The organism is Mycobacterium intracellulare ATCC 13950, from assembly GCF_000277125.1.
Taxonomy (GTDB): Bacteria; Actinomycetota; Actinomycetes; order Mycobacteriales; family Mycobacteriaceae; genus Mycobacterium; species Mycobacterium intracellulare.
This window is the reverse complement of sequence record NC_016946.1, coordinates 2,237,939-2,264,207: the sequence shown is the minus strand read 5'-3', so window position 1 is coordinate 2,264,207 and position 26,269 is coordinate 2,237,939. Positions and strand designations below refer to the sequence as shown.

The following is a 26,269-nucleotide window of genomic DNA, read 5'->3' as shown; positions in this document are numbered from 1 at the left end:
GCTACCCTCGACAGACGAAATCAAACGACGGCTTAAAGTGTTTTTTGGTAACCAGATGCGCACTGGCCGCGTCGGTCCGATGGAGGCGACGGAGCCGCTATCCACCGCAAGCCGGCGCGCGCCGGTATACAGGAAAACATCACGAAATGGTCGGCAAGTTGACAGTTTGGGAGGGGCTCGCATGGGCACGTTGGACGGCATGATCGTGCGTCGCATTGTTCGTTCTTTTGGTCCAGCAGTAGTTATCGCCGCATCGGGCATGGCCGCCTCGGCCGTCTCCGGTTCCCTCATCCCCACCGCCGCCGCCCAATGTCCCGACGTGCAAGTGGTCTTCGCCCGCGGCACCGGCGAAGAACCCGGCGTCGGCCCCACCGGCCAAGCCTTCGTCGACGCCCTGCACCAACGCGTCGGCGACCGCTCCTTCGACGTCTACCCCGTCAACTACCCCGCCACCGACCAATGGGACACCGGCATCGACGGCATCCGCGACGCCGGCGCCCACGTCGTATCCATGGCCCATGACTGCCCCAACACCAAAATGGTCCTCGGCGGCTACTCCCAAGGCGCCGCCGTCATGGGCTTTGTCACCTCCGCCGCCGTCCCCGAAGGCATCGACCCCGCCACCGTCCCCAAACCCCTGTCCCCCGACGTCGCCAACCACGTCTCCTCAGTCGTGCTCTTCGGCATGCCCAACGTGCGCGCCATGAACTTCCTCGGCGAACCCCCCGTCGTCATCGGACCCGCCTACCAAGACAAAACCCTCAAAGTCTGCGCCACCGAAGACCCCGTCTGCTCCGACGGCATGAACTTCGCCGCCCACAACACCTACGCCGACGACGGCTCCATCATCGACAAAGGCGTCGCCTTCGCCTCCAGCCACCTCGGCCTCGGTGGCCCCGCCCCGGCGCCGCCACCCGCGAGCGGAGGCTTCGGCAGCTGAGTCAGCCGGCCTTGGCGCTGAGGAAGGCGACGATCCCCCGGGTGACCGCGGCGGCGTAGGCCGCCCGGCCGTCCGCGCTTTCCATCCGCGCGGCGTCGCCCGCGTTTTTCATGTTGCCGAGTTCGACCAGCACCGCCGGGTATTGGGCCAGGTTCAGCCCGGCGAGGTCGTCGCGGCCGTACAGGCCGTCGGAGCCGATGTAGTTCGCCGGCTGTAACCCCGACTGGGCCAAGGCATCCCGCATCGCGTGGGCCAGCTGCACGGCGGGCCCGGCCTGAACATCGCCCAGTGGCGGGCTGGAGTAGTTGACGTGGAATCCGCTGCCCGACGGCGGTCCCCCGTCGGCGTGGATGCTCACGATCGCGTCCGGGCGCATGGCGTTGGCCGCGGCCGCGCGTTGGTCGATGCACGGGCCGACGCCGGCGTCTCCGTCGCGCGAGAGCTGGGTGCGAACGCCCATCTGGTTCAACTGGTCGGCGATCAGCCCCACCACCGCCCAGGTGAACGCGTGCTCGGGATAGCCGTCGCCGGCCGCGGCGCCCGAGGTCTGGCACGGCTTGGTGCCGCCGCGACCGTTGGGCACCTGCTGGTTGATCGAGGCGTCGTTGACGGCGTTGTGGCCGGGATCGAGGAAGACCGACATCCCGGCGACGCCGGCGGCCGCGCGCGGGGCGGGCAGGACGGCGGCGGCGCCGAGGATCGCCGGCAGGACACCGGCGATCTTCAGGACGTCGCGGCGTGATCGCATCCCTCCCGGGCGATCGCTCACCGGGCGATGGTAACAACCGGCGCCGCTACATACTAAAAAGTATGTTACGGTCGTCGGCATGTCCGTGGTCGACAGCCGTCCCCTGCACGGCATCACCGACGAATTCGTGGCGCGGCTGGCCGATCGCGCCGAGGAGGCCGAGCGGTTGCGGCGCCTCCCCGCGGCGACGGTGAGCGATTTCCGGCAGACCGAGCTGTTCCGCCTGTTGCTGCCGGCGCGGTTCGGCGGCCGGCAGGCCTCGTTTCCTGAACTGCTGCAACCGATTCGGCGGATGGCGCACGGCTGCGCCTCGAGCGCCTGGACGCTGGGTTTCTACGCGCTGCACAACTGGATGCTGTCGTTGTTCGATCCGCGGGCGCAGGAGGAGGTGTTCGCGTCCGGACCGGTGCTGGCGCCGGCGCCCCTGGCCCCGACCGGCCGCGGCGTCCCGGCCGACGGCGGGGTGCGGGTGACCGGCAGGTGGGCGTGGGCGACGGGGGCGATGGACGCCGATTGGATGATCGTCGGCGCGCTGATCGAGCGCGCGGACGGGATCGACCCGGTGCTCGTCGTGCTGCCCGCCGACCGGGTCGAGGTCGTCGACACCTGGCACACGGCCGGCATGCGCGGCACCGGTTCGCATGATCTGGTCGTCGACGACGTGTTCGTCCCCGAGCATCGGTTGGTCGCGGTGGCCGACATCTACGGCGGCACCGCACCCGGCGCGCTGGCGCACGGGGTGCCGACGTACCGGTGGCCGATGGTGCCCGCGCTGGCGCTGACGGCGTCGATGCCCGTGCTCGGGGCGGCCGAACGGGTGACCGAGCTGTTCGCCGAGCGCCTCGGCGGGCGGGTGCTGGCATACAGCGGGGTGGCGCAAAAGGATCAGCCCGCCGCGCAGATCCGGCTCGGCGAGGCGCGGGTGCGGCTGAGCGCGCTGCGGGCGTTGATCGCGGCGACCGCCGACGAGATCGAGGCGGTCGTGGTGAGCGGCGGGCGGGTGAGCCGGTCGGTGCGCGCCGATGCCCGGCTGGCGGCCGCGCGCACGGTGCACGAGTGCCGGGCGATCATCGCCGATCTGTTGGAGGCGGCCGGCGCCAGCGCTCATTTCCTGTCGAGCCCGTTGCAGCGCGCCAAGCGTGATGTGGACATCGCCGCGGGGCATGTGGTGTTCGACTACGACACGAGCCGAGAGTTTGCCGGGGCGTTGGCGATTGGCGCAATGATCTCACCCATCGCCATGATCTGAGCCGGCGGTTCCCGCCTCGCCCAGCATCACGGCCAGGAATCGTTCTCGCTGGGACAGCGATTGGGCCTGCTCGGCCGAGCTGGTGAGGTGCAGCAGTCCGATTCCCGCGGCGAAGGTCAACTCCGCGCGCAGTTTGGCGTCCTCGAAGCTGAACCCGTAGTCGCAGTAGGCCTTCACCACGGTGCGCAGCAGGAGCCGGTCGGCCGCGCGGATGTTTTCGGCCGCGACCGGGTCCAGGCGGGCCCATTCGCGCATCGCCCGCTCGAGCATCCAGTACTGGGGGCTGACCAGCGTGCGCGTCAGGGCCAACAGGCGCTCCCGGGGTGGCAGCTCGTCGAGCTTGGACAGCGCCTGGCGGTCGCGTTCGAGGAATTTGTTCCAGGATTCGACGAGCGCGGCCCGGTAGTGGTCGATGTCCTCGAAGTGCCAGTAGAAGCTGCCGCGGGTGACGCCGGCCTGCTGGCAGAGGCGTTCGACTTTGAGTGCGCGCACACCCTCTTCGGCGAGCACGGTGTAGCCCACCTCGAGCCAGTCCTCGGCCGACAGGCGGGTCGACGGCTGCTTGCGCACCACCACATCGTGGAGATTACGGGAAGGCCGATTGGCCGGTGGGGGAACCGCGGGTTACCGTCGCCTCATCGCGTCGGCGGCACGGGAAGCCGGGCGGTCTCGTCGAGATCCACCTCGAGCGCGTTGAGCATCAGGGCCAGGCCCGCGTATCGGTTGATGACCATCAACGCCTCCATGGTGGCCTCCGAGCCGAGGGCTTGGTGGACCTGGGCGAAAAGCTCGGGCGCGACGCGGCGGGTGGTGACCAGGTCGGTGGTCAGGTGCAGCACGGCCAGCTCGGTGGGGTCGAAATCGCCTTTTTGCCAATCGGATTCGGAGGTCAGCGCGGCGATGGTATCGCTGTCGATCCCGACCGTTTGTGCGACGTCTTTGTGTTGGCCGAGTTCGTAGGTGCAGTCCATGAGATAGGCGGTGCGCAGGACGATGAGTTCGCGCAGCCTTCTCGGCAGCACCGGGCTGGTCAGGGCGGCGTCGCCGGCCACCATCCAGCTGGTGAACACCCTCTCGGCGTTGGCCAGCGCGCGGTAGACGTTGAGATTGCCGCGCTGCGCGGTCAATTCGCGGGCAAGCTCGGGCATGTCCTCGGGTTCGCGGTACGGGATGCGGGTCATGCGGGGGCGTCGATGTCGAGGTCGACGGCGTTGAGCACCAGCGCCAGGCCGTAGTAGCAGCTGACGATCATCAGCAGTTCGGTGAGCGCCTCGTCGCCGAGCAGGGCGTGGGCCTTGGTGAAAGAGCCGTCGGACAGGCGGCGGGTGGTAGACAGCTCGGTGACGGTGTCGATGACGAGGCGTTCGTCGGCGCTGAATCCGGCGTCGTCGAGGTCCGCTTGGTTCTGGAGGGCGTCGATCTGTTGGTCGGTGAGGCCTGCCTTTCGGGCGAAGACTACGTGCTGGGCGAGCTCGTAGGGCGACTCCTGCAGGTGGCCCACCCGCAGGATGATCACTTCGCGCATCCGCGGGGTGAACGTCGGGCTGTCGAAGAGCTGCCCGGCCATCTGCGCCCATTCTTCGAATACGTTGGGGGCGTTGGCGATCAGGCGTAGGACGTCGAGGGTGCCGGGGCGTTCGAGGAGCTGGCGGATGTGTTCGGGTTGCTCGTCTGCGTTGGCGAGCGGCATTCGGGTCACGCGTTCTCCTTTGGCGGGCGTATCTCGAGCTTAGTTACCAGTCCGGCCAGTCAGCTGGACACCGCATTCTCGGGACGCATCACCGGCTTCCGCGGCGGATCGCGTGTTATCCGGCATCGATGGAGACCGTGACTCACCCATCGAGCGTGAGCTTTGTTGCCGCGCAGCGGCCTTGCTGTCCCGTCAGGCGCTACGGTCGGTTCGCGAAATCTGTAGCTCAAGTTCTATCGCATCCGGAATATGCCTGCGGCACGGCTCTAACGAACTCGCTGCCTTTCAATTGAACGGCGAACCACCAAGCGTTAGGCCGCAGGTTCGACCCACCCACGCGGGCGCAAATTGTGTGTGGTCGATTGAATTCAGTCGCGAAAGCGGCGGGTCGCCACAAGGACCATCCCGGCGCGCATCCCATAAATTCAAACGTTCCTGGGAATACTCCTGCGCGAGCTATCCGCTCGCCGGATACTGGCCGGAGAACAAAGGAGGGGCGCGATGAAGTCGCTGGTCGGTACGGCGTTCGGCCATTATGAGATCAGGCGGCTGATCGGCACGGGTGGCATGGGTGAGGTGTACGAGGCGTACGACACCAACAAAGGCAGAATCGTTGCCCTGAAGGTGCTCACCGATAGGTATTCCGATGATGAAACGTTCCGTACACGGTTTCTGCGAGAGTCTCGCGCCGCTGCAATTTTGCAGGAGCCGCATGTTATCCCCATCCACGACTGGGGCGAGATCAACGACGTTCTGTACATCGATATGCGGCTGGTCCAGGGCCAGACATTGCACGAAATCCTCAAGGGGGGTGCCCTCGAGGCGCAACGCGCAAGTGACATCATCCGACAGATCGCATCCGCGTTAGACGCTGCCCATGCTGCAGGACTGATTCACCGTGACGTAAAGCCGCAGAACATCATTGTCACGCCAGACGATTTCGCATATCTGGTCGACTTTGGCATCGCCGAAGCCAGAGGTGACACCCACCTGACTATGGCGGGATATACGGTGGGCAGCTTCGACTATATGGCTCCCGAACGATTCGGAGACGACGAAGCAACGTCAGCTGTGGATGTCTACTCGCTAGCATGCGTCCTTTACGAGGCGCTCACGGGCGCCAAGCCGTTTCCGGTTCACAGCGCAGAGCAGGCCATCCGCGCTCACGTGTCGTCGCCGCCTCCGCGGCCAAGCGCCGTGAATGCGCGCGTTCCGCGGTCCTTTGACGACGTCATTGCCCGCGGCATGGCAAAACATCCTGATGACCGCTACGGCAGCGCCGGAGCACTGGGGCGCGCGGCAATCCGTGCACTCGCACCCGATCAGGCTGACTCGCTCAGCACAGACACTCTGCTTGCGCCGCAATACATCAGTGCGCCCCCCAGCTATCCGCCGTTCAATGCCCAATATCCTTATCCCGCAACAGGTTCGGCAGGACCCGTCGGCGCCGAACGAGGCACTTCGAAAAAGTTGTTGATCCTGACCGTTGTAGGCATCATTGTGGCGCTGTTTGTGGGCGGTGCAGCGCTTGCCGTCGGCCTTCTCGGCCACGACAATTCAAACGACTCGGAGCCCTCCGCGGCACCCCCTGTCACTTACACCAATCCTGTTACGACGCCTCAGACGGAGTTACCGTCCTCCGCTACCCAGTCGGTTCGAGCGCCCAACGCATCGCCATCTGCACCGCTAGACCCCGTGCAACGGCTACGCCAAATTGCAAACGACGATCGGGCGTACGTGAGCACGCAACTCGCCGACCACTGGGTCCCGCAGCTCAGCTCCAAGCGTCCCGGCGTCTTCGACAACGGCGCTGTGTGGGACAACGCAATGACGCTACGAGAACATCTGCAGCTGAGACAGAGCTATCCCAACGTGAGATTGCTTTGGTCAGGTGATTGGTCCACGTTCTCCGGACCGGACTTTTGGGTTACCGTCGCGGGCATAACCTTCGCCGACCCCGCCGGCCCGCTCGCCTGGTGCCGGTCCCAAGGGTTTGACCGAGACCACTGCGCAGCCAAGCTCATCAGCACGACGCATCCCGAACCGGGAAGTACGGCATACAACTGAATAGTTGAATCGCCGAAGGAATCCCGGAACGTCCGACCGAACCAGGCGATCCAGAGGTGATTATGCCACCGCTGCCCGGGATGCCATGAATACTTCAGTGGGCATCGCCTGTCGCAACCGCCAAGTGATCGCCATGGGCCGGTCACCCTCATGCGAGACATAATCGGCTGGACCGAGAAACACATAGGGCGACGTCCCTAACGCGTTGGTCTTTGACTCGCGAACGAATAACAGGATGTGCGAACCGCGTTGGCGATGGTGGATATAACGCTGACCGGTTGGCGATGTCGAGGATGTCGTCGATTGCGATTCCCAGTGGAACAGCGTTGGGCTCAGTGCAAAGTCGCGGTACATCGTAGTCGGCGAATAGTCCGTCTCAGTCTTCTTCAGAGTGATCAGAAAGGCATCGGAATTGGCTGATTCGCACCAAGCAACGCCTTCTCGCATGGTGCTCGGGGTGCGTTGGAGCGACGCGAATCCGAGAGCAGTCAGGATCTCCTCGCGCGAGTAACTGGCATGTACCGCCAGCGGCACATCGCTCAGCTCGAGGATGCGCTCGCCCAAGGGGTAGGTACTGCGCCGCGCGCTGTCGAAGGCGATGTCGATGACCTGACGCATCTCGTCGGCCACCGGTTCGCCTTTTATTGCCGCGAGTCCTGCTGCGGTGCTATCGAATCCACCTCCATCGGGAAACAGCGAGAAGAAAAGCATTTGGGCCAGCCGCTCGTCGCTAGCAGTTGCAGGACGAGCCGTCCCGTTCAGGATGCCGAGGTAAGCAGCACGGCGTCGTTGGTCATCAACATGCGCGAGAGTGCGAACGCGTTTGACAAGAGCGTCCTCTCGTGGACCAGGAGATCCAGCAGCCTTCCCGGCGTCACGGCACAACGTTGTCCACGACCGGCCGGTGCGTAGAACGTCTTCCAGGCCGCGGCCATAATCATCGAGGTAGGAGCTGAGACTGTCGTTGGGGTGCGCGCGAACTTCGGAGACCAATGCCGCCCACCGCGGCGTCAGCTGCTGACGGATGTTTTCCAGTATGAGTTTGCGTGAGACCGAGTCCAGCACGATCTGGCTTCCGGACGGAAGGAACGGGAAGCCCCGATCGAGCTGTCGCATCAGCTGCTTGCGGCTGAGCCCCGTCAGCGCACGGAAGCGTTGATCGAAGCGGAACTCGCGGCGTTGGTGCCCAACGAAATCCAAGGCGGTGAGCACTGTCTTACCGGCCGTTAGCCGCAGACCGCGCCCGAGCTGCTGCAAGAAAACAGTGGCGCTCTCGGTCGGCCGCAGGAACAACACGGTGTCGACCTCAGGAATATCGAGTCCTTCGTTGAAAAGGTCGACCGCAAACAAGATGTTGATTTCCCTGTCGCGCAGCGCTTTAAGGGCTGCCGCGCGCTCGGCAACAAGAGTATCCGCCGACACCGCACGCGCGGGAACGCCTCCGCTGTTGAAACGATCCGCCATGTAGCGGGCGTGCTCGATGCTCACGCAAAACCCCAGGCCGCGCATTGCGGCTACGTCAGCAACCTTGTCGCGCAGTTCCTTGAGCACAATCCGCGTGCGCGCGTCGTTGCCGGTGTATAGGGCGCTTAGTGCCGACGAATCGTATCCGCCGCGCTTCCATTGCAAGTCACCGAGATCGACTGCGTCGTGGACCCCGAAGTAGTGGAACGGGCACAACAGGTGCTGCTCGAGCGCTTCCCACAGTCGCAGCTCGGCGGCTACCCTTCCATCGAAGAATTCCCGGACATCTACGCCGTCGCCACGCTCAGGCGTCGCGGTTAGGCCCAGGAGTTCCATGGGCCGCACATGCTGCAGCAGCCGCCGATACGACGCAGCCTCGGCGTGGTGAAACTCGTCGATCACTACCACATCGAAATAGTCGGCTTCGATCGTGGCGAGACGTCCCGCGGAGAGCGACTGAATGCTCGCGAAGACGTGCCGCCATTTGGTCGGCTGGTCGCCACCGATGAGTAACTCCCCGAACGTCGGCTCGGTCAGCACTTCCTGATACATGCGTCGTGCCTGCATCAGAATTTCCTTGCGGTGCGCCACGAACAGCAACTTCAGGTCACGTCCATGTCTTTCGCGCACCAAGCGGCGATAATCAAGCGCGGCGACCACTGTCTTCCCGGTGCCGGTAGCCGCAACAATCAGGTTGCGATGCCGGTCGTGCAGCACGCGCTCTGCGTCGAGCTCCTCAAGCATCTCCTCTTGGAACGGTTTGGGATGCACCTCTAGACCTGACAGCGTGATCGTCACGCCGTCCCGACGACGTCCACCAGCGGCCACGTCCAACGCCGCCCGTAGCCGGTTTCCGTCGGTCGATGGCAAATAGGGCTCGAATTCGCGGTTTTCCCAGTATGACTCGAAGGTTGCGCGGAATTTCTCTAGCAGATGCGGCGTCGACACTGCGGAGAGCCGCACGTTCCATTCCAGCCCGTCGACGAGGGCAGCGTGCGAAAGATTGCTCGATCCCACATATGCGGTGTGAAAGCCGGTGTTGCGCCGCAATAACCATGCTTTGGCGTGCAAGCGTGTGCGGTTGGTTTCGTAGTTGACCCGCACCTGCGCGCCGAACTCATCAACTAATGCGTCAAGCGCGCGCGCATCGGTGGCACCGAGATAGGTCGTCGTAATGACTCGCAGCGGCACGTTGCGTTGTCGCAGTTCCCGGAGTTGGTCTTCTAGCAACCGCAAACCCTGCCACTTGACGAATGCGCACAGCAAATCCACTTGGTCCGCGCTAGCGAGCTCGGCGCGCAATTCGGCAGCCAATGTCGGCTCGTTGTGCGCATTGGTCATGAGCGCCGCGTCCGACAGCGGCGTAGCGGGGCGAGGCAAACGGGTAATACCGAGCCGATCTGCCTCCATGACCTCGTCGAGCTGCTCGACTTTTCCCGGCTCGCGTTCATGCAAAGCCTCGGCTAGGGCATCGGGATGGGGCAGCACGGCTAGGATTCGGCGCACCAGGTCGATACGTTCTTGCGATGTCGACGCCGCGCGAAGCGAGCGCTCGATTAGCGGCGTGAGGTGACGCGCGAGCACCAGCGGCTGTTCGCCCTCATCGACCAGCTCGATCCTGGGGCGCAAGTCCGTGCTTTCAGCCAGCGCCTGGTACAACCGTTCAGTTAACAGCGATTCGTAGAGTCCCTGCCACACGCCCGGCAGCGTAGCCGACCGGTCCGACAGGAAAGGTGAAAACGGGCGAGCGCGGCGAAGAAATGGCTCGAAACCCACTTCCCTTACGCAGCAATCACATCCATAACCGTGACGCACGGACCCTGGTCGGCCGGTTCCGAGTTCGCATTCAGCTCATTGGTGCGGTTCAATACGAATTCAGACGCGGATAACGGTCAAATTGGCCGCACCATCCAAGACGGCAAAGTCATCGTCCTGCGTGACAACGGGTAGCCCTCGGGACGCCGCGATGGCCGCGATCCACAGATCGTTGATCCGGACGCGTTGACCGGTCTCGGCGAGATGGATCCGCAGCCGGGCCCACATCCGGGCCGCATCGTCATCGATCGGCAGCGCTTCGATATCCGCAATGGATTCCAATGTCGCGAGGCGCTGCGCTCTAATATCGGAAGTCGACGCGGCCAACACACCAACGTGCAGTTCCGCGAGGGTAACAACCGTCGTGCCAACTTGATCAGGGATCAGCGCCGCGTCGAGAGGCCGACCACTTTCGGTCGCGATGAACACCGAAGTGTCGAGCACTCCGGCCACCTGCGGGTTGCTCATCGGATCGGGCCCAGCTCCTCGGTAGTGTCGCCGGCGAGTGCGTGAAGGTCCTCGCGTAATCCCGGATCCGCTTGAACGCGGGGCAAGCGCGACAGCAACTCCGTCTTGCTCAGCCAACGCCTGCGCTGAGGGACAACTGCGGTAAGAACTGCGACCGGTCGGCCACTGACAGTGATGGTGACGTCCTCTCCATCCCGAACCCGCCGCAGCACCCCAGCCGTATCGTTGCGCAGCTCACGAGATGCCACTTCAGACATGCCTACAAATGTAGCACAATCGTAGCCGTTGGCGGAGTAGCTAGGTTGGCGCAGCAAAGGGTCCTTCCGGGAGAGCGAGTTTGATGACTTGCGACCACACAGCCACAGCGGGCCCCAAGCGGTCATGGCGCTGGAACGTATTGTTCGCACCGGTACGTAGCCGGGTTGCACATCACCGGAAGGTTCGTCCAGCCTCCATAGGCGCCGGGGGCATCCAGGTGGGCATCAGCGGACCATCGTCGTATGGGTTTGGCATGTACTGGCAGGTGTTGATCCGCGCGCATGGCGGATCGGCCTGTGCCGGGGCCGCTGCCAGGAGACCCATCGCGGCACCAGCTAACACCATGGCACCAAACAGTTTCACTGCGATCGTCTTCATGGCGACACCATCTCATCCGGCACTGACAACATCGCCCTGTCGCCACCCGCAGCCAAACCGCAATTACGGCCGCGCTGGCAACGCCTTCAACCACCCGTCCGAAAGCAACTCCAACAACTGCCCATCCGGATCCCGAATCATCGCCGCCCCGGCCGACACTGACGAATCGACCACCGCTCCCCCGAACTCGGCCACCCGAGCCAACACACCCGGAAGATCGGACACCGAGAACGAGATGTGCGTCAGGCCGATCTGGTCCATCACCCGCTCCGAGCCCGCATGAACCTGACGCTTCGAGTAGTCCATGAGCTCGAGCACGAACCCGTCCCGCACCAGATAGGTCGCGTGCACGCCAAGCGGCTCGGGCAGCCCCACCAGCTGGGATGTTGCCTCGTCGGGCGGGTCGAGCTCCCACCAGAACTGAAATCCCAGCAGTCCCTCGTAGAAGCGGCGTGACCGCTCGCGATCCGTGACGCACAACCCAACGTGATTGAAAACCGTTCGATGACTACTCAACCCAACCTCCGCAGCAAGTCAGACCCCTGACGAATGCAATCGCTACCGGCCTTTAACCAAGCTTCTCCACGGGGCTCTAAAGCGTAATAATGCAAAGATAAACCAATAAGCGCCCGTCACCGCCAACTAAGCAGACCGCTTCCGTGGGAGAGCTTCGATGGTCACACGCCCGAAGGTCCGGCCCGACGCCACCGTCGACTTCGACCATCACTCCGACGCGTTCAACCTCAACGAGCTGGCCGTCAATGCCGAACTGCGGCAACGCTGTCCGGTCGCGTGGAACGAGAACTACGACGGCTTCTGGTACCTCAGCAGCTACGACGCCGTCAGCCACACCGCCCGCGACGGCGACACCTTCGCCCACAAATACGAACCCAACGCCCCCGACGGCGTCGACTACCAGGGCGAGATGGGCGTCCCGCGCCCCGACGGCCAACCGGCCCTGGGCATCGGCGAGGTCGACGGCCCCTACCACCAAGCCCTCCGCCACGCGCTGGCCCCGTTCTTCTCCCCCGGCGCCGTCGAGAAACTCAAGCCGTTCATGGAGCAGTCCGCGCACTGGTTCCTCGACCAACACATCACAACTGGACAGATGGACCTGGTGCTCGACTACGCCAGCCCGGTCCCGGCCATCCTGACCATGAAGCTGATGGGCCTGCCCTACGACAATTGGCACTTGTACGCCAACCTCTTTCACTCCGTCATGGCCGTCCCCCAAGACAGCGACGAGTACGCCGACGCGATCGCCAAAGTCCCCGCCATGATGCAAGAAGTCATCGAATTCGCCACGGCCAGACGCAGCAACCCCGAAGACGACCTGACCAGCTTCCTGCTGCAATTCGAATTCGACGGCCATCGCCTCACCGACGAGCAGCTGCTCAACATCCTGTGGAACCTCATCGGCGGCGGCGTCGACACCACCACCTCACAAACCGCACTGACCTTAAGGCACCTGGGCACCCACCCCGACCTCAGACAGCAACTCATCGACCATCCCGAGCTCTACCGCACCGCCACCGACGAATTCCTGCGCTACTTCTCGGTCAACCAAACCCTCAGCCGCACAGTCACTCACGACGTCGTCCTCGGCGGCCAATGCCTGAGAAAGAACGACCGGGTCGTCCTCAGCTGGCTCTCGGCCAACCACGACGAAACCGAGTTCGACCGGCCCGACGAGATCATCCTCGACCGCGCACCCAACTGCCACGTCGCGTTCGGGCTGGGCCCGCACCGCTGCATCGGATCGCATCTCGCCCGGCTGATGTCGGCAGTGATGGTCAAGGCCGTCCTCGACCGCATCCCCGACTATGAGGTCGACGTCGAAAACGTCCACCAATACCTGGGCAACCCGAGCATGACCGGGCTGGGCAAGCTCCCGGTCACCTTCACCCCGGGACCCAGCCGGGACACGTCACGCCCGTGGTGACAGCTCAAAGCGCTTGAGCGACAACACCGTCCACCAGTTCCTCGGGAGCCTGGGCAATGCCCACAGCGCGCAGGTGGCCGCCGATCGCCAGCGACGCGATGCCATGCACCAGCGACCAGAGCGGCCCGGCCACCTCGCGGGGATCCTGAGTCGCGACCATCCCGGCCTCCTGGCACCGGGTGATCGCGTCGAGCAGGTCCCCGAACGCCTGCTCGCCGGCCACCGCAACGCCCTGCTCGGCCTTCAGCGACGCCCCGAACATCACCTGATAGTGATCGGGATGGGCGATGGCCCACCGCACGTAGGCGCGGCCGAGCTCCGTCACCCGTTCCTTCGGATCCGACACGCGATCGGCTGCCGCGGCCAACTCGGCGTGCAATTCGCGGAATCCCTGTTCGGCGACGGAGGCCAGCAACTCGGCCTTGTCGGCGAAGTGCCGGTATGGCGCCGCGGCGCTGACCCCGGCGCGGCGCGCCGCCTCCGTGAGGGTGAACCCTTTCGGCCCCTTCTCGGCCACCAGCGACAGCGCCGCGCTGGTCAGCGCACGCTTGAGATCACCGTGGTGATAGCTCTCCCGCCGGCGCACGGTCGACCGCTTCACAGCCATGTTGACGACATTAACATTGAGGACTATGTTAATGGCATTCACATCGGCGACCAAGGAGACGACATGACGAATCTGCTTGACACCACATCCACGCTCGCCGGCACACGCGACCGGGAAAAGACGGCCGACCTGCTCGGTCAGGCCCTCGCCCAGGGCTACCTGCAGATCGACGAGTACGACCGACGGCTACAAGCCGCTTTCCAGACGCAGACCGACCACGAACGCCGCGAACTGCTCGCCGACCTGCCGGTCGATCGCATCCGGCGCCACGATCCCCGCCGGCGCGCCGCTCGCGTCGCCGCGGCCCGTCGCGGCGTGCGCGCCCACCTCGCCGCGTACCTCGCCATGGTCGTCGTCGTGCTCAGCGTCTGGACGGCCGTCGCACTGACGACCGACGCCACCTACTTCTGGCCGATCTGGCCCATCCTGGGTGCGGGCATCGGACTCGCCAGCCACGCCGTGTCGATACCGCGGCTCAAGCAAAGCCGTTGGCAACCAATGCTTTCGGCCGTGCTTGCACCTGGATCGTGCGCAATCCGCTATCACATCCGCTAGCGCGTTCGAAAGACATGTGGCTTCCGCCGCGTTGGCATGGCCGGGTATGCCGAAGACGTTGCCTTCCCAGTGATTACGACGCCGTCGCGTACTGCAGGACGGGTTCCGACGAATCGACGTGCCCGTAGCTAATGATCCGCAGCCGGTGCGGGCGGACCTCGTAGACGACGCCGTCGACCGGATTGGTGACGTCGAATCCGTCCTCGACGGGCTTGGCGTTGGAAAGCTCGATGTGGGCGCCATCGCGGATCCGCTCGCCGCGATAATAGTAAGTCCCGCTGAGGTTTTGACACACCACCGCCAGCGACTTGGCCGTGCGCACCACGGCGGCCGGCGGGTTGCCGGGGTCGCAGCGGGCCGTCTCGCCGACGAACCCCAGCCCGTCGGCGCCCTTCACCGGACGCGACAACGTCGGCGTCAGCGGCGGCGGTGAGCTCGACGGCGCGGGAGGTGCAGCCGCTCGCGCTGACGACGGCCCCGGGGAGGCCGAATTGTTGTGATGCGTGCCGACAACGGATTTCACCGACAACACCAGGCCGACGATCAGCAGGACCGTTGCCACCGCGGTCACCACGAGCGGCGCGTGGCCTACCATCAGCCGGCGCGCCGGCCGCGGCGACGCAGGGGGCGGCTCGGGTGCGTCGTCGCCCGGGCCGGTATCCGGAAGCGCGACCGCCGGGAACGGACGGGTGCGCGGAAGCGGGAGCTGGCCGGCCCCAACGGAAACCGGCTCGTACGCCGCGAACACCGCTTCGCTGGCGGCCCGGGCCAGTGAACCGGCCGAGTCAAATCGCGCCGTGCGCTGTTTGGCCATGCCGCGGGTGATGATGTCGTCGTAGTCCCGGCCGACGCCGCGGCGCATGATGCTGGGCCTCGGCGCCGGCGACAGCAGGTGCGCGCTCTTCAGCTCCCCGGCGTCCTCGGTCTCGAAGGGCGGCTGCCCGGTGAGGCACTCGTAGAGCACACATGCCAAGGAGTAGACGTCGGTCTGCGACCCGATGCGTCCGGTGGTGAATCGCTCGGGCGCCATGTAGGTCCGCGAAAGGGACTCGTCCCCGGCGGCTTCGGCGATGCCGAAGTCGGCCAGGTAGGTGAAGTGGTCGTGGGTGAGCAGGATGTTTTCGGGTTTGACGTCGAGGTGCACCAGCCCGGCGGCGTGGGCGGCGTCCAACGCGCGCGCCACCTGGGCAGTGATCGATGCCGCGCGCGAGGGCTCCAGCGCGCCCTGCTCGCGCAGCAGGTCCTTGAGGCTGCCCCCGTCGTCAACCAGGTGCATATCGATGAACGGCACCCCGTCAATCTCGCCGAAGTCATGCAGCGGCAGGACGTGGGGCTCCTGCAGGCGCGTCACCTTGCGGCATTCGCGCCAAAGTCGTTGCTGGAAGCCAGGGTCCGCTGCCGTCTCGCCACGTAATAGCTTGAGCGCGACCATCCGGTCCTTAACCGTGTCGTAGGCCCGATAGACCTCGCCCAGTCCCCCGGCGCCGATCAGTGATCGCAGCTCGTACGGCCCGAACCGGGTACCGAGCCGCGAACCGCGGGACGAGGAGGCCACTGTGCAATCCTTTCGCAACGTCGAAGACAGTCCAGCCCGCGTGTTCCCGAATCGGGCGTCGACATAACGTGCGCAGGCTCACGCGTGTCGCAACCGCACAGCAGCGCCGCCCGCAACTACGGTGCGCCGCCGTCCCCCACACCCCGATACAGTGAGTGGCTGTCCGACGGGAGAAGGTGGGCCTTCGATGACCGACATGACAACGCGGTTCGCGACGATCGTCGGCGCGCACCACATCCTAACGGGCGACGCCATCTCCGACGACTACGCACACGACGAGGTGCTGACCAAGCGCCCGCAACGACCCGCGTACCTGGCCAAGCCCGCGACCGCCGACGAGGTGGCACAACTGCTCAAGGCCGCCACGGAAAACCACGTGCCGGTGACGGCCCGCGGCTCGGGAACCGGCCTGTCGGGCGCGGCGATCCCCCGCGCCGACGGCCTGCTGATCTCGTTCGAGCGCATGAACGCCGTGCTCGAGGTCGACGTCACCAACCAGGTCGCCGTCGTCCAGCCCGGCGTGACGCTCACCGCACTGGACGCCGCGACCGCCGGCACGGGGCTGCGGTACATGGTCCACCCCGGCGAGCTGTCCTCCAGCGTCGGCGGCAACGTCGGCACCAACGCCGGCGGCATGCGCGCGGTCAAGTACGGCATCGCCCGCCACAACGTGCTCGGCTTGCAGGCGGCGCTGCCCACCGGGGAGATCATCCGCACCGGCGGCAAGATCGCCAAGGTCTCCACCGGCTACGACCTGACCCAGCTCATCGTCGGCTCCGAGGGCACCCTGGCGCTGGCCACCGAGGTGATCGTCAAGCTGCATCCGCGCCTGGACCACAGCGCCACCGTGCTCGCGCCGTTCGCCGACTTCGACCAGGTCATGCAGGCGGTGCCGAAGATCCTCGCCAGCGGCCTGGCGCCCTACATCCTGGAATACATCGACAACGTGACGATGGCCGCGCTGGTCCATACCCAGAACCTGGAGCTCGGTGTTCCCGACGACGTCCGCGACAGCTGCCAGGCCTATCTCGTTGTGGCGCTTGAGAACCGGACCGTGGATCGGCTGGACGAGGATGTCGAGACGACAGGTGAGCTGCTCGCCGAGCTGGGTGCCGTCGACGCCTATGTGCTCGACGGCGGCGCGGCGCGCAAGCTGATCGAGGCCCGCGAGAAGGCGTTTTGGACGCTCAAGGCGCTCAACGCCGACGACCTCATCGACGCCGTCGTGCCGCGCGGCGCGATGCCGAAGTTCCTGTCCGCCGCGCGCGAATTGGCGACGGGGGCCGGCGGCGCCGCGGCGGGCTGCGGGCACGCCGGCGACGGCAACGTGCACCTGGCCATCTTCTGCCCGGACCCCGCGACGCGGAAGAAGCTGTTGACCGACATCTTCGCGCTGGCAATGGAATTGGGTGGAGCGATCTCCGGCGAGCACGGACTCGGCCGCGCCAAGGCCCCGTATTTCGTCGAACTCGAGGATCCCGTGAAGGTGGACCTGATGCGCCGCATCAAGGCCGGCTTCGACCCGGCCGGGATCCTCAACCCCGACGTCGTGTTCGCTTCGGGCGACGCGTAATCCGCCAGACGCCCTAGCCGACTAGCACGTCGTCAAGCGCCCGCAGGGCGGCCGCGGCGCGCCCGATGCCGTACTCGGCGCAGAAGCGAATCACGTCACGGACGTCGTCGGCGCTGAGACCGGCGTCGAGCGCGAGTTCGACGTGGCGGCGCATCGACTCGTCGATATCCTGCTGGCCGACATCGGAGGTCAGCGCCATGATGACGCGCTCGCGCCCGCTCAACAGGTCCTCCGACCACGCCCGGGACAGCTGCCAGTCGACGAATTCGGCGGTCCATTCGTCGGCGATATCGAGGCGCCCCGCGGCGTCGTTCACCGCGCCGGGCTCCGGCTGTTCGCCGAGATCGCTTGTGTCCAATCCGATCTCGGCCGCGATCTCGGTGAGACGGGCCAGCGCGTCCGCCGCCGCGGGATAACCCGAGTACGGGGCGACGAACCGGATCGCGGCCAACAATTCGGCGTAGGTAACACCGTGCATCGTGGCCGCCGTGACGTGCATCCGGAAGGCCAGTCCCAGATGGGCGCGGCAGATGTCGAGCGTCACGGTCTGCAGCAGCTTTTCGCGAACGCTCGTCCCCGGCAGCCCGAACGTGAACGCGGCCACCTCGAGTCCGAGCTTCTCGAATTGCGGATCCAGCTCCCCCAGCGGGCTGCTCGGCAGGTCCATCGTCAACGCGCCGTTGCTAATTGGCTCACGATGTCGAGGCGGAGGAACTCCGGCGCCTTGATCACCTTGCGCAGCATGAACCGGATGAACGCCGGCATGTCGGTCGCGTCCTCGTCGCGGAACACGACCGGGGCGCCGAGCTGATACCGCCGGCGCCGGGTCTGCAGTTCGCAGCCCCCCGCGGCGAGAACGTTGCGCACCCAATCGGTTTCGGGACCGTAAGTCAGCGCGATCACAAATCCGTTGCGGCGGCGGAAAGCCCACAGCGGGGTGCGGAAGGTGCGCCCCGATTTACGTCCGCGATGGACGACGATTGCCCATCCCGGCGCCCACGGGGCGATGTACTTGGTGAACCGATTGAGGCCGATCTTGTTGGCCCGGGCAACCCATCGCGGTGCTGGCATCTCCTTAACTCCTCACTTGGGGAATTTATGGATCCAGGCTAACGCTGCAGCATCCGGAAGTCAACGGCTGTAGAATTTCTGGATTGTGCCCCCCATTGGACGACGCCCGGGCAACCCCGACACCCGGAACGACATCGTGGCGACCGCTCGACGGCTGTTCGCCGAGTCGGGATACGACAAGACCTCGGTCCGCGATATCGCCGCCGGCGCCGGCGTCGACCCGGCGCTGATCCGGCACTATTTCGGCAGCAAGGCCGAGCTGTTCCGGTCCACTATGGGGTGGCCGTTCGACCCGGCCGAGGTCAACGCGCGCATCGCCGGCGGCGATCGCGAGGAAATCGGCGCGCGCCTGACGCGGGTGTTCTTCGAAGCATGGGAGCAGCCGGACTCGCGCGCTTCCCTACTGGGGATCCTGCGGGGCGCCGCGACCCACGACGAGTCGGCCGCCCTGGTGCGTCAGTTCATTCAGGGCCAGCTGTATCCGCAGATGGCCAAACTGCTGACGGGATCGGATGCGCAACTGCGTGTCGATCTGGCCATGGGCCAACTCCTGGGCATCGCCTACTTGCGCCACGTCCTGCAGGTCGAACCGATCGCGTCCGCTCCGGTGGACGAACTCATCGCGCGGGTCACCCCGATCGTCACCGCCCATCTCACGCCGCGGGGTTAGACGGCGCTCGGGGCGTCGGGGGCCGGTGATCCGGGGCCGACGCGGGGCGGTATTCCGGTGCGACGCCGGGCGGTATTCCGGTGCGACGCCGGGCGGTATTCCGGTGCCACCGCGGTCCGGACGCCCATACGAAGTGCCCACCTCCGAGCGACAACACACTGCCGCGCATCGCGTTTGTCGCTCGGAGGTGGGCAAAAGATATGCCGTCTCTCGGAGAGACGAAAGTGGCCATGTGACTCCCCAGGCCACCGACAGCCGACTAGCTCGGCCCGGTGACCATCGGCATCAGGTAGTTGCGCACGTAGGTGCGGGTGTCGTCGATGGTGGCCAGGTTGATGCCGGTGTGCGGGGTGACGATGAATGACAGCGTCAGCCGGGTGTGCAGTTCGGCGACGGTGCGCAGGTGGCGCTCCTGAGCCGCCGTGGTTTTCGACGTGCCGTAGAGCGCGGCGCGCAGCAGCCCCATGGCGTGCGCGGTGGCGAAGTCGAGAATGGCGCCCGCGTCGATGGTCAGGCTGGGCAGAATCGTTTCGGGCTCGGTGCGGAGCAGCTTCTTGAGCAAGGCGTGTTCGCGCATGAACGTCACCGAGAACAGCGTGCTGTAGACCATGCGCTCTTCGAGTGTCGTGCCACGCGCCCAGGCCTGCGCGTCGCCCTCGAGGAAGCGGCGCGCCTCGGCCAGCACGACGGCATCGACGAGCGCCGCCTTGGTCGGGAACCGCCGATACAGGGTGGCGCGCCCGACGCCGCTGCGCCGCGCGACATCTTCCATGGTGGTCCGGCGCATCCCCACCAGCTCGGCCTGTTCGGCGGTGGCGGCCAGGATGCGGGCGGTGATCTCGTCGGGGTTGTCGACCTGCGCAAGCACGACGGGATCGGGCTCGGTGAGTCGCCGCACGAACTCCGCCGTTCGCGTCGAGGTCACGCATCCCTCCTTGCCCGCTCGTCGCGGTCGTCGTATCGTAGCGATCGGAACAGGCGAGACATTTAGGGTCTCATTGTATCGCAGGGTGCAAGCGGAGTTGAGGTTCCGGGAGGGATCCGTATGCGTGTCGGACTCAGGGCCCGGTGGGCGGCCATGCACGGCGTGCCGCGGGCGTACTTCGCCGTTCAGGCCCGCCGCGGCGACCCCCTGGCGCGGCTGCTGCGCAGCGGAACGGCCGATGACCGCTATGCCCTGATGGAGCAGATCCGGGCGCGCGGACCCGTGGTGCGCTCCCCGTACGTGTGGGCCAGTGTCGACCATGCCGTGTGTCGACAAATTCTGCGGGACAAGCGCTTTGGTGTCACCGCGCCCAGCGAGATGGAATTGCCCCGCCCGCTGAAGGCGCTCATCGCCAAAACCGACCCCGGCGTGGCCAACCCGGTCGAACCACCCGCGATGGTGATCGTGAATCCGCCCGATCACACCCGCTACCGGCAACTGGTGGCACAAAGCTTCACCCCGCGCGCGATCGACTCACTGGACACCCGGGTCGCCGAAGTGACGATGGAGTTGATCGAGCGCATCGCCGCCACACCGCCGCCCGATTTGATCGCCGACTTCGCGATGCAACTGCCGGTCGCTATTATCGCCGAAATCCTTGACCTGCCGCCTGATTCGTATCCGCGCATGCTGGGGTGGGGCCGCAGCGGTTCCCCGTTGCTGGATATCGGGATCGACTGGAAGACCTACCGCGACGCCATCGACGGGCTGCGCGGCGCCGACGATTACCTGCTCGAGCACCTCCACAGACTGCGCGCCGGCCAGAAGAGCGACAATCCGTTCGGCCGCATGGCCGCCGACGGCTCGCTGACCGATCGCGAACTCACCGCCAACGCCGCGCTGATCGTCGGCGCGGGCTTCGAGACGACGGTGAACCTGATCGGCAACGGCATCGTGCTGTTGCTGCAGCACCCCGAGCAGTTGGCGCTGCTGCACGACAATCCGGACCTTTGGCCCTCCGCGGTCGAGGAGATCCTGCGGTTCGCCAGTCCGGTTCAGATGACCGCGCGCACCCCGAACTGCGACGTCGAAATCGCCGGGGCCCACATCGCGTCGGGCGACATGGTCGGACTGTTCCTCGGCGGCGCCAACCGCGACCCGAAGGTGTTCATCGATCCAACGACTTTCGATATCACCCGGGCCAACGCGCGCGACCACCTCGCGTTCGCGTCCGGCATCCACGCCTGCCTCGGTGCCGCCCTGGCCCGCATCGAGGGAACGACCGCCCTGCGCGCACTATTCGAGAGTTTTCCCGATCTGCGCCTGACGGCTCCCCCACAACCGCGAAGGCTGATCAACTTGCACGGATACACCAGGCTGCCGGCCCAACTCGGCGGTCGCAGAACGACTTCCGCCAAACTTCCCGTCTAAACCTCAGTTACGCAACGGTTCTCGACCGATAGCCGGCGTCACGGACGCGTCCACGTCGGTTTCCTCGTGGTCGGCGAGCCAGCGTTCGGCGTCGATGGCGGCCGAACAGCCGCTGCCGGCGGCGGTCACGGCTTGGCGGTAGGTGCGATCCACCAGATCCCCGGCGGCGAACACCCCCTCGATCGAGGTACTGGTGGTGCGGCCACGCACCAACACATACCCGTCCGCGTCGGTCTCGAGCACCTCGCGCACCAACTCCGAACGCGGGTCATGCCCGATCGCCACGAACACCCCGCTCACCGCCAACGTCGACTCCGCACCGCTCACCGTGTCACGCAACCGCAACCCCGTCACCGTCTCGGCACCCTCGACCGCCTCAACCGCCTTATTGGTCAGGAAGGTGATCTTGTCGTTGGCCCGGGCCCGCTCCAACATGATCCGCGACGCCCGGAACTCCTCACGGCGATGCACCAACGTCACACTGCGGGCAAACCGGGTCAAAAACGTGGCCTCCTCCATCGCCGAATCCCCACCACCGATCACCGCGATGTCTTGATCCTTGAAAAAGAACCCATCACAGGTCGCACACGAGCTCACCCCACGCCCCAGCAACTCCTGCTCCCCGGGCACCCCCAAATACCGGGCCGCCGCACCCATCGCCAAAATCACCGCCCGTCCGCGCACGGTGTCCCCCTCGCTGGTGGTCACCGACTTCACCGCACCCTCCAGCGACACCGATTCGACGTCTTCCATCCGCAGATCAGCACCAAACCGCAACGCCTGCTCACGCATCTGATCCATCAACTCCGGACCCATGATCCCGTCGCGAAAACCCGGGTAGTTCTCCACCTCGGTCGTCGTCATCAACGCCCCACCAAACGACGTCCCCTCAAACACCACCGGCGCCAACTGCGCCCGCGCCGCATACAACGCCGCGGTATACCCAGCAGGACCCGAACCAATAATGATCACGTCATGGATGTCGGAGGAGCTCATAAGCGGCCACACTACTGTGAGTCCGGCCAATCCCTCTGGCCGTCAACGCAACGCCGTGAAGCGGCGCACACAACGCGAGGTTGTGCCCTCACAACATGTGACCTCTACTGACGCCGGCGCGACTCGTGCACTATGGAAATCGCGCCCCGTGGGTCCAATGACGAACCTGCGGGTGCCCACAGACCCAACATCATCGCGAATGCCCGGTAGCCGAGAAGGCCCGCAGCCCGCCTCCGGCCGCACGCCGCCAATCTGAGCCGCCGCGACGAAGTTCGCGAAGGAGCAACGCATATGACCACCGCACGTCCCGTCAAGACCCGCAACGAGGGTCAGTGGGCGCTGGGGGATCGCGAACCCCTCAACGACACCGAGAAGATCAAGAACGACGACGGTCCGCTGAACGTCCGCGACCGCATCATCAACGTCTACTCCAAGCAGGGCTTCGACAGCATCGACAAGTCCGACCTGCGCGGACGGTTCCGCTGGATGGGCCTCTACACCCAGCGCGAGCAGGGCTACGACGGCAGCTGGACCGGCGACGAGAACACCGACAAGATCGAAGCCAAGTACTTCATGATGCGGGTCCGCTCGGACGGCAAGGCGATGACGGCGCACACGATGCGCACGCTGGGCCAGATTTCGACCGAATTCGCCCGCGACACCGCCGACATCAGCGACCGCGAAAACCTCCAACTGCACTGGGTCCGCATCGAGGACGTCCCCGAGATCTGGCGGCGCCTCGACTCCGTCGGGCTGCAGACCACCGAGGCCTGCGGCGACTGCCCGCGCGGCATCCACGGTTCGCCGCTGGCCGGCGACTCGCTCGACGAGGTGCTCGACCCGTCGGCCGCGATCGACGAGATCGTCCGCCGCTCGCTGAACAACCCCGAGTACGCCAACCTGCCGCGCAAGTACAAGACCGCGGTCTCCGGTCTGCAGGACGTCTCCCACGAAACGCACGACATCGCGTTCGTCGGCGTCCACCACCCCGAACACGGCCCCGGCCTGGACCTGTGGGTGGGCGGCGGCCTGTCGACCAACCCGATGCTGGCCCAGCGGCTCGGCGTCTGGGTTCCGCTGAACGAGGTGCCCGACGTCTGGGAGGCCGTCACCCAGCTGTTCCGCGACTACGGCTACCGCCGGCTGCGCGCCAAGGCCCGGTTGAAGTTCTTGGTCAAGGACTGGGGCGTCGAGAAATTCCGCGAAGTCCTCGAAGAGGAATACCTCAACCGCCGGCTAATCGACGGCCCGGCCCCCACGCCCGTCAAGCACACCATCGACCACGTCGGCGTGCAGCGAATCAAGAACGGCCTCAACGCCGTTGGCGTCGCGCCGATCGCCGGACGCGTGTCGGGCAGCACCCTGTCGGCCGTGGCCGACCTGATGGAAAAGGCCGGCTCCGACCGGGCGCGATGGACCCCGTTCCAAAAGCTGGTCATCCTCGACGTCGCCGACGACAAGGTCGACGAACTGGTGGCGGGGCTGGACGCGCTCGGGTTGCCGTCGCGGCCGTCGTCGTGGCGCAAGAACACCATGGCGTGCACCGGGATTGAGTACTGCAAGCTGTCGTTCGCCGAAACCCGGGTCCGCACCCAGACTTTGGTGCCCGAGCTCGAGCAGCGCCTGGCCGACGTCGAGTCGCGGCTGGACGCGCCGATCAGCGTGCACCTCAACGGCTGCCCGAACTCGTGCGCCCGAATCCAGGTCGCCGACATCGGGTTCAAGGGCCAGTGGATCGACGACGGTGACGGCAATTCGGTCGAGGGCTTCCAGGTGCACCTGGGCGGCGGCCTGGGTGAGCAGAGCGGCTTCGGCCGAAAACTGCGCCAGCACAAGGTCACCAGCGCCGAGCTGGGCGACTACATCGACCGGGTGACCCGCAAGTACCTCGAAAAGCGTGACAGCGGTGAGGCTTTCGCGTCCTGGGCGCTGCGCGCCGAGGAGGACGACCTGCGGTGAGCACGCTCGTCCTCACCGCGCACGGCAGCCGCGACCCCCGGTCGGGTGCCAACGCCGAAGCCGTGGCCGACCGCCTGAGGCGGATGCGGCCGGGCCTCGACGTGCGGCTGGCGTTCCTCGAGCTCAACGCCCCGAACTTCGTCGACGTGCTGGCCGGCCTGCCCGACAGCCGCCGCGCCGTCGTGGCCCCGTTGCTGCTGGCCAGCGCTTATCACGCGCGCCTGGACATCCCCGAACAGATCGCCCACGCCGGCGCTCAGGGCATCCGGCAGGCCGACGTGCTCGGCGAGGACGACCGACTGGTCACCGTCCTGCGCGAGCGTCTGACCGAGATCGGCGTGTCGCCCCTCGACGACGACCTCGGGGTGCTGGTCGTCGCGATCGGCTCGTCGAACCTGGCCGCCAATGCCCGCACCGCGAAGGTGGCGTCGCGGCTGGCCGCCGGCACCCGATGGGCCGGCGCCGCAACGGCGTTCGCCACCCGGCCCGAGGCGTCGGTGGCCCGGGCCGCCGACCAGTTGCGCCGCCGCGGCGCGCGCCGGCTGGTGATCGCGCCGTGGTTCTTGGCGCCGGGATTCATCACCGACGGCGTGTCAACCTTCGCCCGCGACAACGGCATTCGGATGGCCTCCCCGCTGGGCGCGCACCCGCTGGTTGCCGAGACCGTCCTCGACCGCTACGACGAGGCGCTGGCCGCCGACGCCGCGGCCTGAGCTTTTCCCGCCCGCGCCGCCCCTTCCCTTCCCGCCGAACGTCGAGTTGTTGCGGCAAAACGCCCGGAGACGCCGCAACAACTCCACGCTCGGCCAAGCGTCCTACGCCGTCGTGCGGTTGATGATGTGACTCAACAGGTCGCGGATCGCCCCGGCCGGCGGAGTACGCCCGCCGACCCAGATGGCCCGAAACTTGCGGCGCAGATCCAGCTTTGGGATGTGGACCGCGTACAGACGCCCGACCGCCAGGTCGTCGGCCACCGCCAGCCGGCTCATCGCCGCCGGGCCCGCGCCGGCCAGGACGGCGGCGCGCATCGCCGCCGACGAGGTCAACTCCAGCACGGGTGCGGCTTGCTGCATGTCCTCCCCGAGCACCTGGCGCAGCGCCGCCGCCAGCGAATCGCGGATGCCGGAATGGAGTTCGCGGGACACCAACGGCGTCTGCGCGAGTTCGCGCGCGGTCACGATCCGCGACCGTCGGGCCCACTTATGGTCCGGCGGGACGACGATCACCAGCTCGTCCTCCCCCACCACGCAGCTGCCCAAACCCTTTGGTGTACCGGGGTTTTCGACGAACCCGAGGTCGGCGGAGCCGTCGCGCACCGAGGCGATCGCGTGGTCACTGTTGGTGGCGGTCAGGATGACCTGCGGCGCGGTGTCGCCGCGCCGCGCCGCATCGGCCTGCAGGGACAGCAACCAGTGCGGCATGAGTTGCTCGGAGATCGTCTGGCTGGCCGACACCCGGATGCGTTCGCGGCCTTCCTTGCGCAGCGAGCCCAGCCCGGCGTCGACCTCGTGGGCGACGTCGAGCAGGCGAGTCGCCCAGTCCGCGACGATCAGGCCCGCGGGTGTCAGTTGCGAGCCGCGCGTGGTCCGGACGGCCAGGGTGACGCCGATCTGGGCCTCCATGGTGGCCAGGCGCCGGGAGATCGCCTGCTGGGTCAGCCCCAGCTCGCGCGCGGCCCGGCCGAGGCTGCCCGTCTCGGCGATCGCCAAAAACGCCTCGAACGAGGCCAGTTCGGGCAGCCGCGGGCTGAGTGGCATGGTGCAGCGCTCACAATCAAATCGTGTGACCACAACTATAGCTTGTGACACCACAACGCCAAACCTCTACTCACGCCCCGCGCGGGCCGGAAGCATGGGAAACATTGCCGCCCGAAAGGGCCGGTGAGCCGCGCGGATGCCGCCGCGCTAA

At 66.2% G+C, this 26,269-nt stretch carries 25 protein-coding genes; 10 read left to right on the top strand and 15 right to left on the bottom strand.

The window, feature by feature from the left end; translation table 11 throughout:
* Positions 1 to 181: 181 nt before the first annotated feature.
* Positions 182 to 940, top strand: coding sequence for a cutinase family protein (locus OCU_RS35575; protein ID WP_014379904.1), 759 nt, complete (start codon positions 182 to 184; stop codon positions 938 to 940).
* Between the two features lies 1 nt (position 941).
* On the opposite strand, the gene OCU_RS35570 is transcribed toward OCU_RS35575, so the two are convergent.
* The gene (locus OCU_RS35570; protein WP_014379903.1) at positions 942 to 1,688 is read right to left on the bottom strand and encodes an Rv3717 family N-acetylmuramoyl-L-alanine amidase; all 747 of its coding nucleotides are present in this window, start codon (positions 1,686 to 1,688) and stop codon (positions 942 to 944) included.
* Positions 1,689 to 1,767: 79 nt separating this feature from the next.
* Here OCU_RS35570 and OCU_RS35565 point away from each other — a divergent pair, with 79 nt between their 5' ends.
* A complete protein-coding gene (locus OCU_RS35565) occupies positions 1,768 to 2,937 on the top strand; it encodes an acyl-CoA dehydrogenase family protein (RefSeq protein WP_014379902.1) in 1,170 nt (389 codons plus the stop codon).
* On the opposite strand, the gene OCU_RS35560 is transcribed toward OCU_RS35565, so the two are convergent.
* The 3 genes from OCU_RS35560 to OCU_RS35550 form a co-directional block, all read right to left on the bottom strand.
* Positions 2,917 to 3,459: a TetR/AcrR family transcriptional regulator gene (locus OCU_RS35560; RefSeq protein WP_172417570.1), complete on the bottom strand. Its 543-nt coding sequence runs from the start codon at positions 3,457 to 3,459 to the stop codon at positions 2,917 to 2,919. The two genes, OCU_RS35565 and OCU_RS35560, sit on opposite strands and share 21 nt — an antisense overlap.
* A gap of 113 nt (positions 3,460 to 3,572) precedes the next feature.
* A complete protein-coding gene (locus OCU_RS35555) occupies positions 3,573 to 4,118 on the bottom strand; it encodes a carboxymuconolactone decarboxylase family protein (RefSeq protein WP_014379901.1) in 546 nt (181 codons plus the stop codon).
* Complete coding sequence (locus tag OCU_RS35550) at positions 4,115 to 4,636, bottom strand: carboxymuconolactone decarboxylase family protein (protein ID WP_225337596.1); 522 nt, start codon at positions 4,634 to 4,636, stop codon at positions 4,115 to 4,117. The genes OCU_RS35555 and OCU_RS35550 overlap by 4 nt, the downstream gene beginning before the upstream one ends.
* 492 nt (positions 4,637 to 5,128) lie before the next feature.
* On the opposite strand from OCU_RS35550, the gene OCU_RS35545 reads away from it, so the two are divergent.
* Positions 5,129 to 6,694 (top strand): serine/threonine-protein kinase, encoded by a 1,566-nt coding sequence (locus OCU_RS35545; protein WP_014379899.1) that lies wholly within the window; start codon positions 5,129 to 5,131, stop codon positions 6,692 to 6,694.
* 60 nt (positions 6,695 to 6,754) lie between these two features.
* Here the strand turns inward: OCU_RS35545 and OCU_RS35540 are convergent, their stop codons facing one another.
* From OCU_RS35540 to OCU_RS35530, 4 genes are all read right to left on the bottom strand, one after another.
* Positions 6,755 to 9,856, bottom strand: coding sequence for a DUF3427 domain-containing protein (locus OCU_RS35540; protein WP_014379898.1), 3,102 nt, complete (start codon positions 9,854 to 9,856; stop codon positions 6,755 to 6,757).
* 177 nt (positions 9,857 to 10,033) lie between these two features.
* Positions 10,034 to 10,441 carry a type II toxin-antitoxin system VapC family toxin gene (locus tag OCU_RS35535; protein ID WP_014379897.1) on the bottom strand — a complete coding sequence of 136 codons (408 nt, stop codon included), beginning with the start codon at positions 10,439 to 10,441 and terminating at the stop codon, positions 10,034 to 10,036.
* Positions 10,438 to 10,698 (bottom strand): type II toxin-antitoxin system Phd/YefM family antitoxin, encoded by a 261-nt coding sequence (locus OCU_RS50400; protein ID WP_009954496.1) that lies wholly within the window; start codon positions 10,696 to 10,698, stop codon positions 10,438 to 10,440. Before OCU_RS50400 ends, OCU_RS35535 begins: the two co-directional genes overlap by 4 nt.
* A gap of 442 nt (positions 10,699 to 11,140) precedes the next feature.
* Complete coding sequence (locus OCU_RS35530) at positions 11,141 to 11,593, bottom strand: VOC family protein (protein ID WP_014379896.1); 453 nt, start codon at positions 11,591 to 11,593, stop codon at positions 11,141 to 11,143.
* A gap of 157 nt (positions 11,594 to 11,750) precedes the next feature.
* Between OCU_RS35530 and OCU_RS35525 the strand changes: the two genes are divergently transcribed.
* Entirely contained in the window at positions 11,751 to 13,019 is a 1,269-nt protein-coding gene (locus tag OCU_RS35525; protein WP_014379895.1) for a cytochrome P450, read from the top strand.
* 4 nt (positions 13,020 to 13,023) lie between these two features.
* Here OCU_RS35525 and OCU_RS35520 read toward each other — a convergent pair whose 3' ends face one another.
* A complete protein-coding gene (locus OCU_RS35520) occupies positions 13,024 to 13,620 on the bottom strand; it encodes a TetR/AcrR family transcriptional regulator (protein ID WP_009954492.1) in 597 nt (198 codons plus the stop codon).
* A gap of 69 nt (positions 13,621 to 13,689) precedes the next feature.
* On the opposite strand from OCU_RS35520, the gene OCU_RS35515 reads away from it, so the two are divergent.
* Positions 13,690 to 14,181: a DUF1707 domain-containing protein gene (locus tag OCU_RS35515; protein WP_014379893.1), complete on the top strand. Its 492-nt coding sequence runs from the start codon at positions 13,690 to 13,692 to the stop codon at positions 14,179 to 14,181.
* Positions 14,182 to 14,254: 73 nt separating this feature from the next.
* Here OCU_RS35515 and OCU_RS35510 read toward each other — a convergent pair whose 3' ends face one another.
* The gene (locus OCU_RS35510; RefSeq protein WP_009952243.1) at positions 14,255 to 15,736 is read right to left on the bottom strand and encodes a serine/threonine-protein kinase; all 1,482 of its coding nucleotides are present in this window, start codon (positions 15,734 to 15,736) and stop codon (positions 14,255 to 14,257) included.
* A gap of 187 nt (positions 15,737 to 15,923) precedes the next feature.
* On the opposite strand from OCU_RS35510, the gene OCU_RS35505 reads away from it, so the two are divergent.
* Positions 15,924 to 17,309, top strand: a complete 1,386-nt coding sequence (locus OCU_RS35505; RefSeq protein ID WP_009952242.1) for an FAD-binding oxidoreductase — start codon at positions 15,924 to 15,926, stop codon at positions 17,307 to 17,309.
* 13 nt (positions 17,310 to 17,322) lie between these two features.
* Here OCU_RS35505 and OCU_RS35500 read toward each other — a convergent pair whose 3' ends face one another.
* A complete protein-coding gene (locus OCU_RS35500; protein WP_014379892.1) occupies positions 17,323 to 17,976 on the bottom strand; it encodes a carboxymuconolactone decarboxylase family protein in 654 nt (217 codons plus the stop codon).
* 2 nt (positions 17,977 to 17,978) lie between these two features.
* Positions 17,979 to 18,380, bottom strand: coding sequence for a nitroreductase family deazaflavin-dependent oxidoreductase (locus OCU_RS35495; protein ID WP_009952240.1), 402 nt, complete (start codon positions 18,378 to 18,380; stop codon positions 17,979 to 17,981).
* 85 nt (positions 18,381 to 18,465) lie between these two features.
* On the opposite strand from OCU_RS35495, the gene OCU_RS35490 reads away from it, so the two are divergent.
* A complete protein-coding gene (locus OCU_RS35490) occupies positions 18,466 to 19,050 on the top strand; it encodes a TetR/AcrR family transcriptional regulator (RefSeq protein ID WP_041787046.1) in 585 nt (194 codons plus the stop codon).
* Between the two features lie 259 nt (positions 19,051 to 19,309).
* Here OCU_RS35490 and OCU_RS35485 read toward each other — a convergent pair whose 3' ends face one another.
* On the bottom strand, positions 19,310 to 19,975 hold the full coding sequence (locus OCU_RS35485) for a TetR/AcrR family transcriptional regulator (protein WP_014379890.1): 666 nt from the start codon (positions 19,973 to 19,975) through the stop codon (positions 19,310 to 19,312).
* Between the two features lie 120 nt (positions 19,976 to 20,095).
* On the opposite strand from OCU_RS35485, the gene OCU_RS35480 reads away from it, so the two are divergent.
* Positions 20,096 to 21,406: a cytochrome P450 gene (locus OCU_RS35480; protein WP_041787045.1), complete on the top strand. Its 1,311-nt coding sequence runs from the start codon at positions 20,096 to 20,098 to the stop codon at positions 21,404 to 21,406.
* 3 nt (positions 21,407 to 21,409) lie between these two features.
* On the opposite strand, the gene trxB is transcribed toward OCU_RS35480, so the two are convergent.
* Positions 21,410 to 22,402 (bottom strand): thioredoxin-disulfide reductase, encoded by a 993-nt coding sequence (gene trxB, locus OCU_RS35475; RefSeq protein WP_014379888.1) that lies wholly within the window; start codon positions 22,400 to 22,402, stop codon positions 21,410 to 21,412.
* A gap of 291 nt (positions 22,403 to 22,693) precedes the next feature.
* On the opposite strand from trxB, the gene OCU_RS35470 reads away from it, so the two are divergent.
* Together OCU_RS35470 and OCU_RS35465 are read left to right on the top strand one after the other, a co-directional pair.
* Positions 22,694 to 24,361 carry a nitrite/sulfite reductase gene (locus tag OCU_RS35470; RefSeq protein WP_014379887.1) on the top strand — a complete coding sequence of 556 codons (1,668 nt, stop codon included), beginning with the start codon at positions 22,694 to 22,696 and terminating at the stop codon, positions 24,359 to 24,361.
* Positions 24,358 to 25,074 carry a sirohydrochlorin chelatase gene (locus OCU_RS35465; protein WP_014379886.1) on the top strand — a complete coding sequence of 239 codons (717 nt, stop codon included), beginning with the start codon at positions 24,358 to 24,360 and terminating at the stop codon, positions 25,072 to 25,074. The genes OCU_RS35470 and OCU_RS35465 overlap by 4 nt, the downstream gene beginning before the upstream one ends.
* A gap of 102 nt (positions 25,075 to 25,176) precedes the next feature.
* Here OCU_RS35465 and OCU_RS35460 read toward each other — a convergent pair whose 3' ends face one another.
* On the bottom strand, positions 25,177 to 26,118 hold the full coding sequence (locus OCU_RS35460; RefSeq protein ID WP_014379885.1) for a LysR family transcriptional regulator: 942 nt from the start codon (positions 26,116 to 26,118) through the stop codon (positions 25,177 to 25,179).
* Between the last annotated feature and the right edge of the window lie 151 nt (positions 26,119 to 26,269).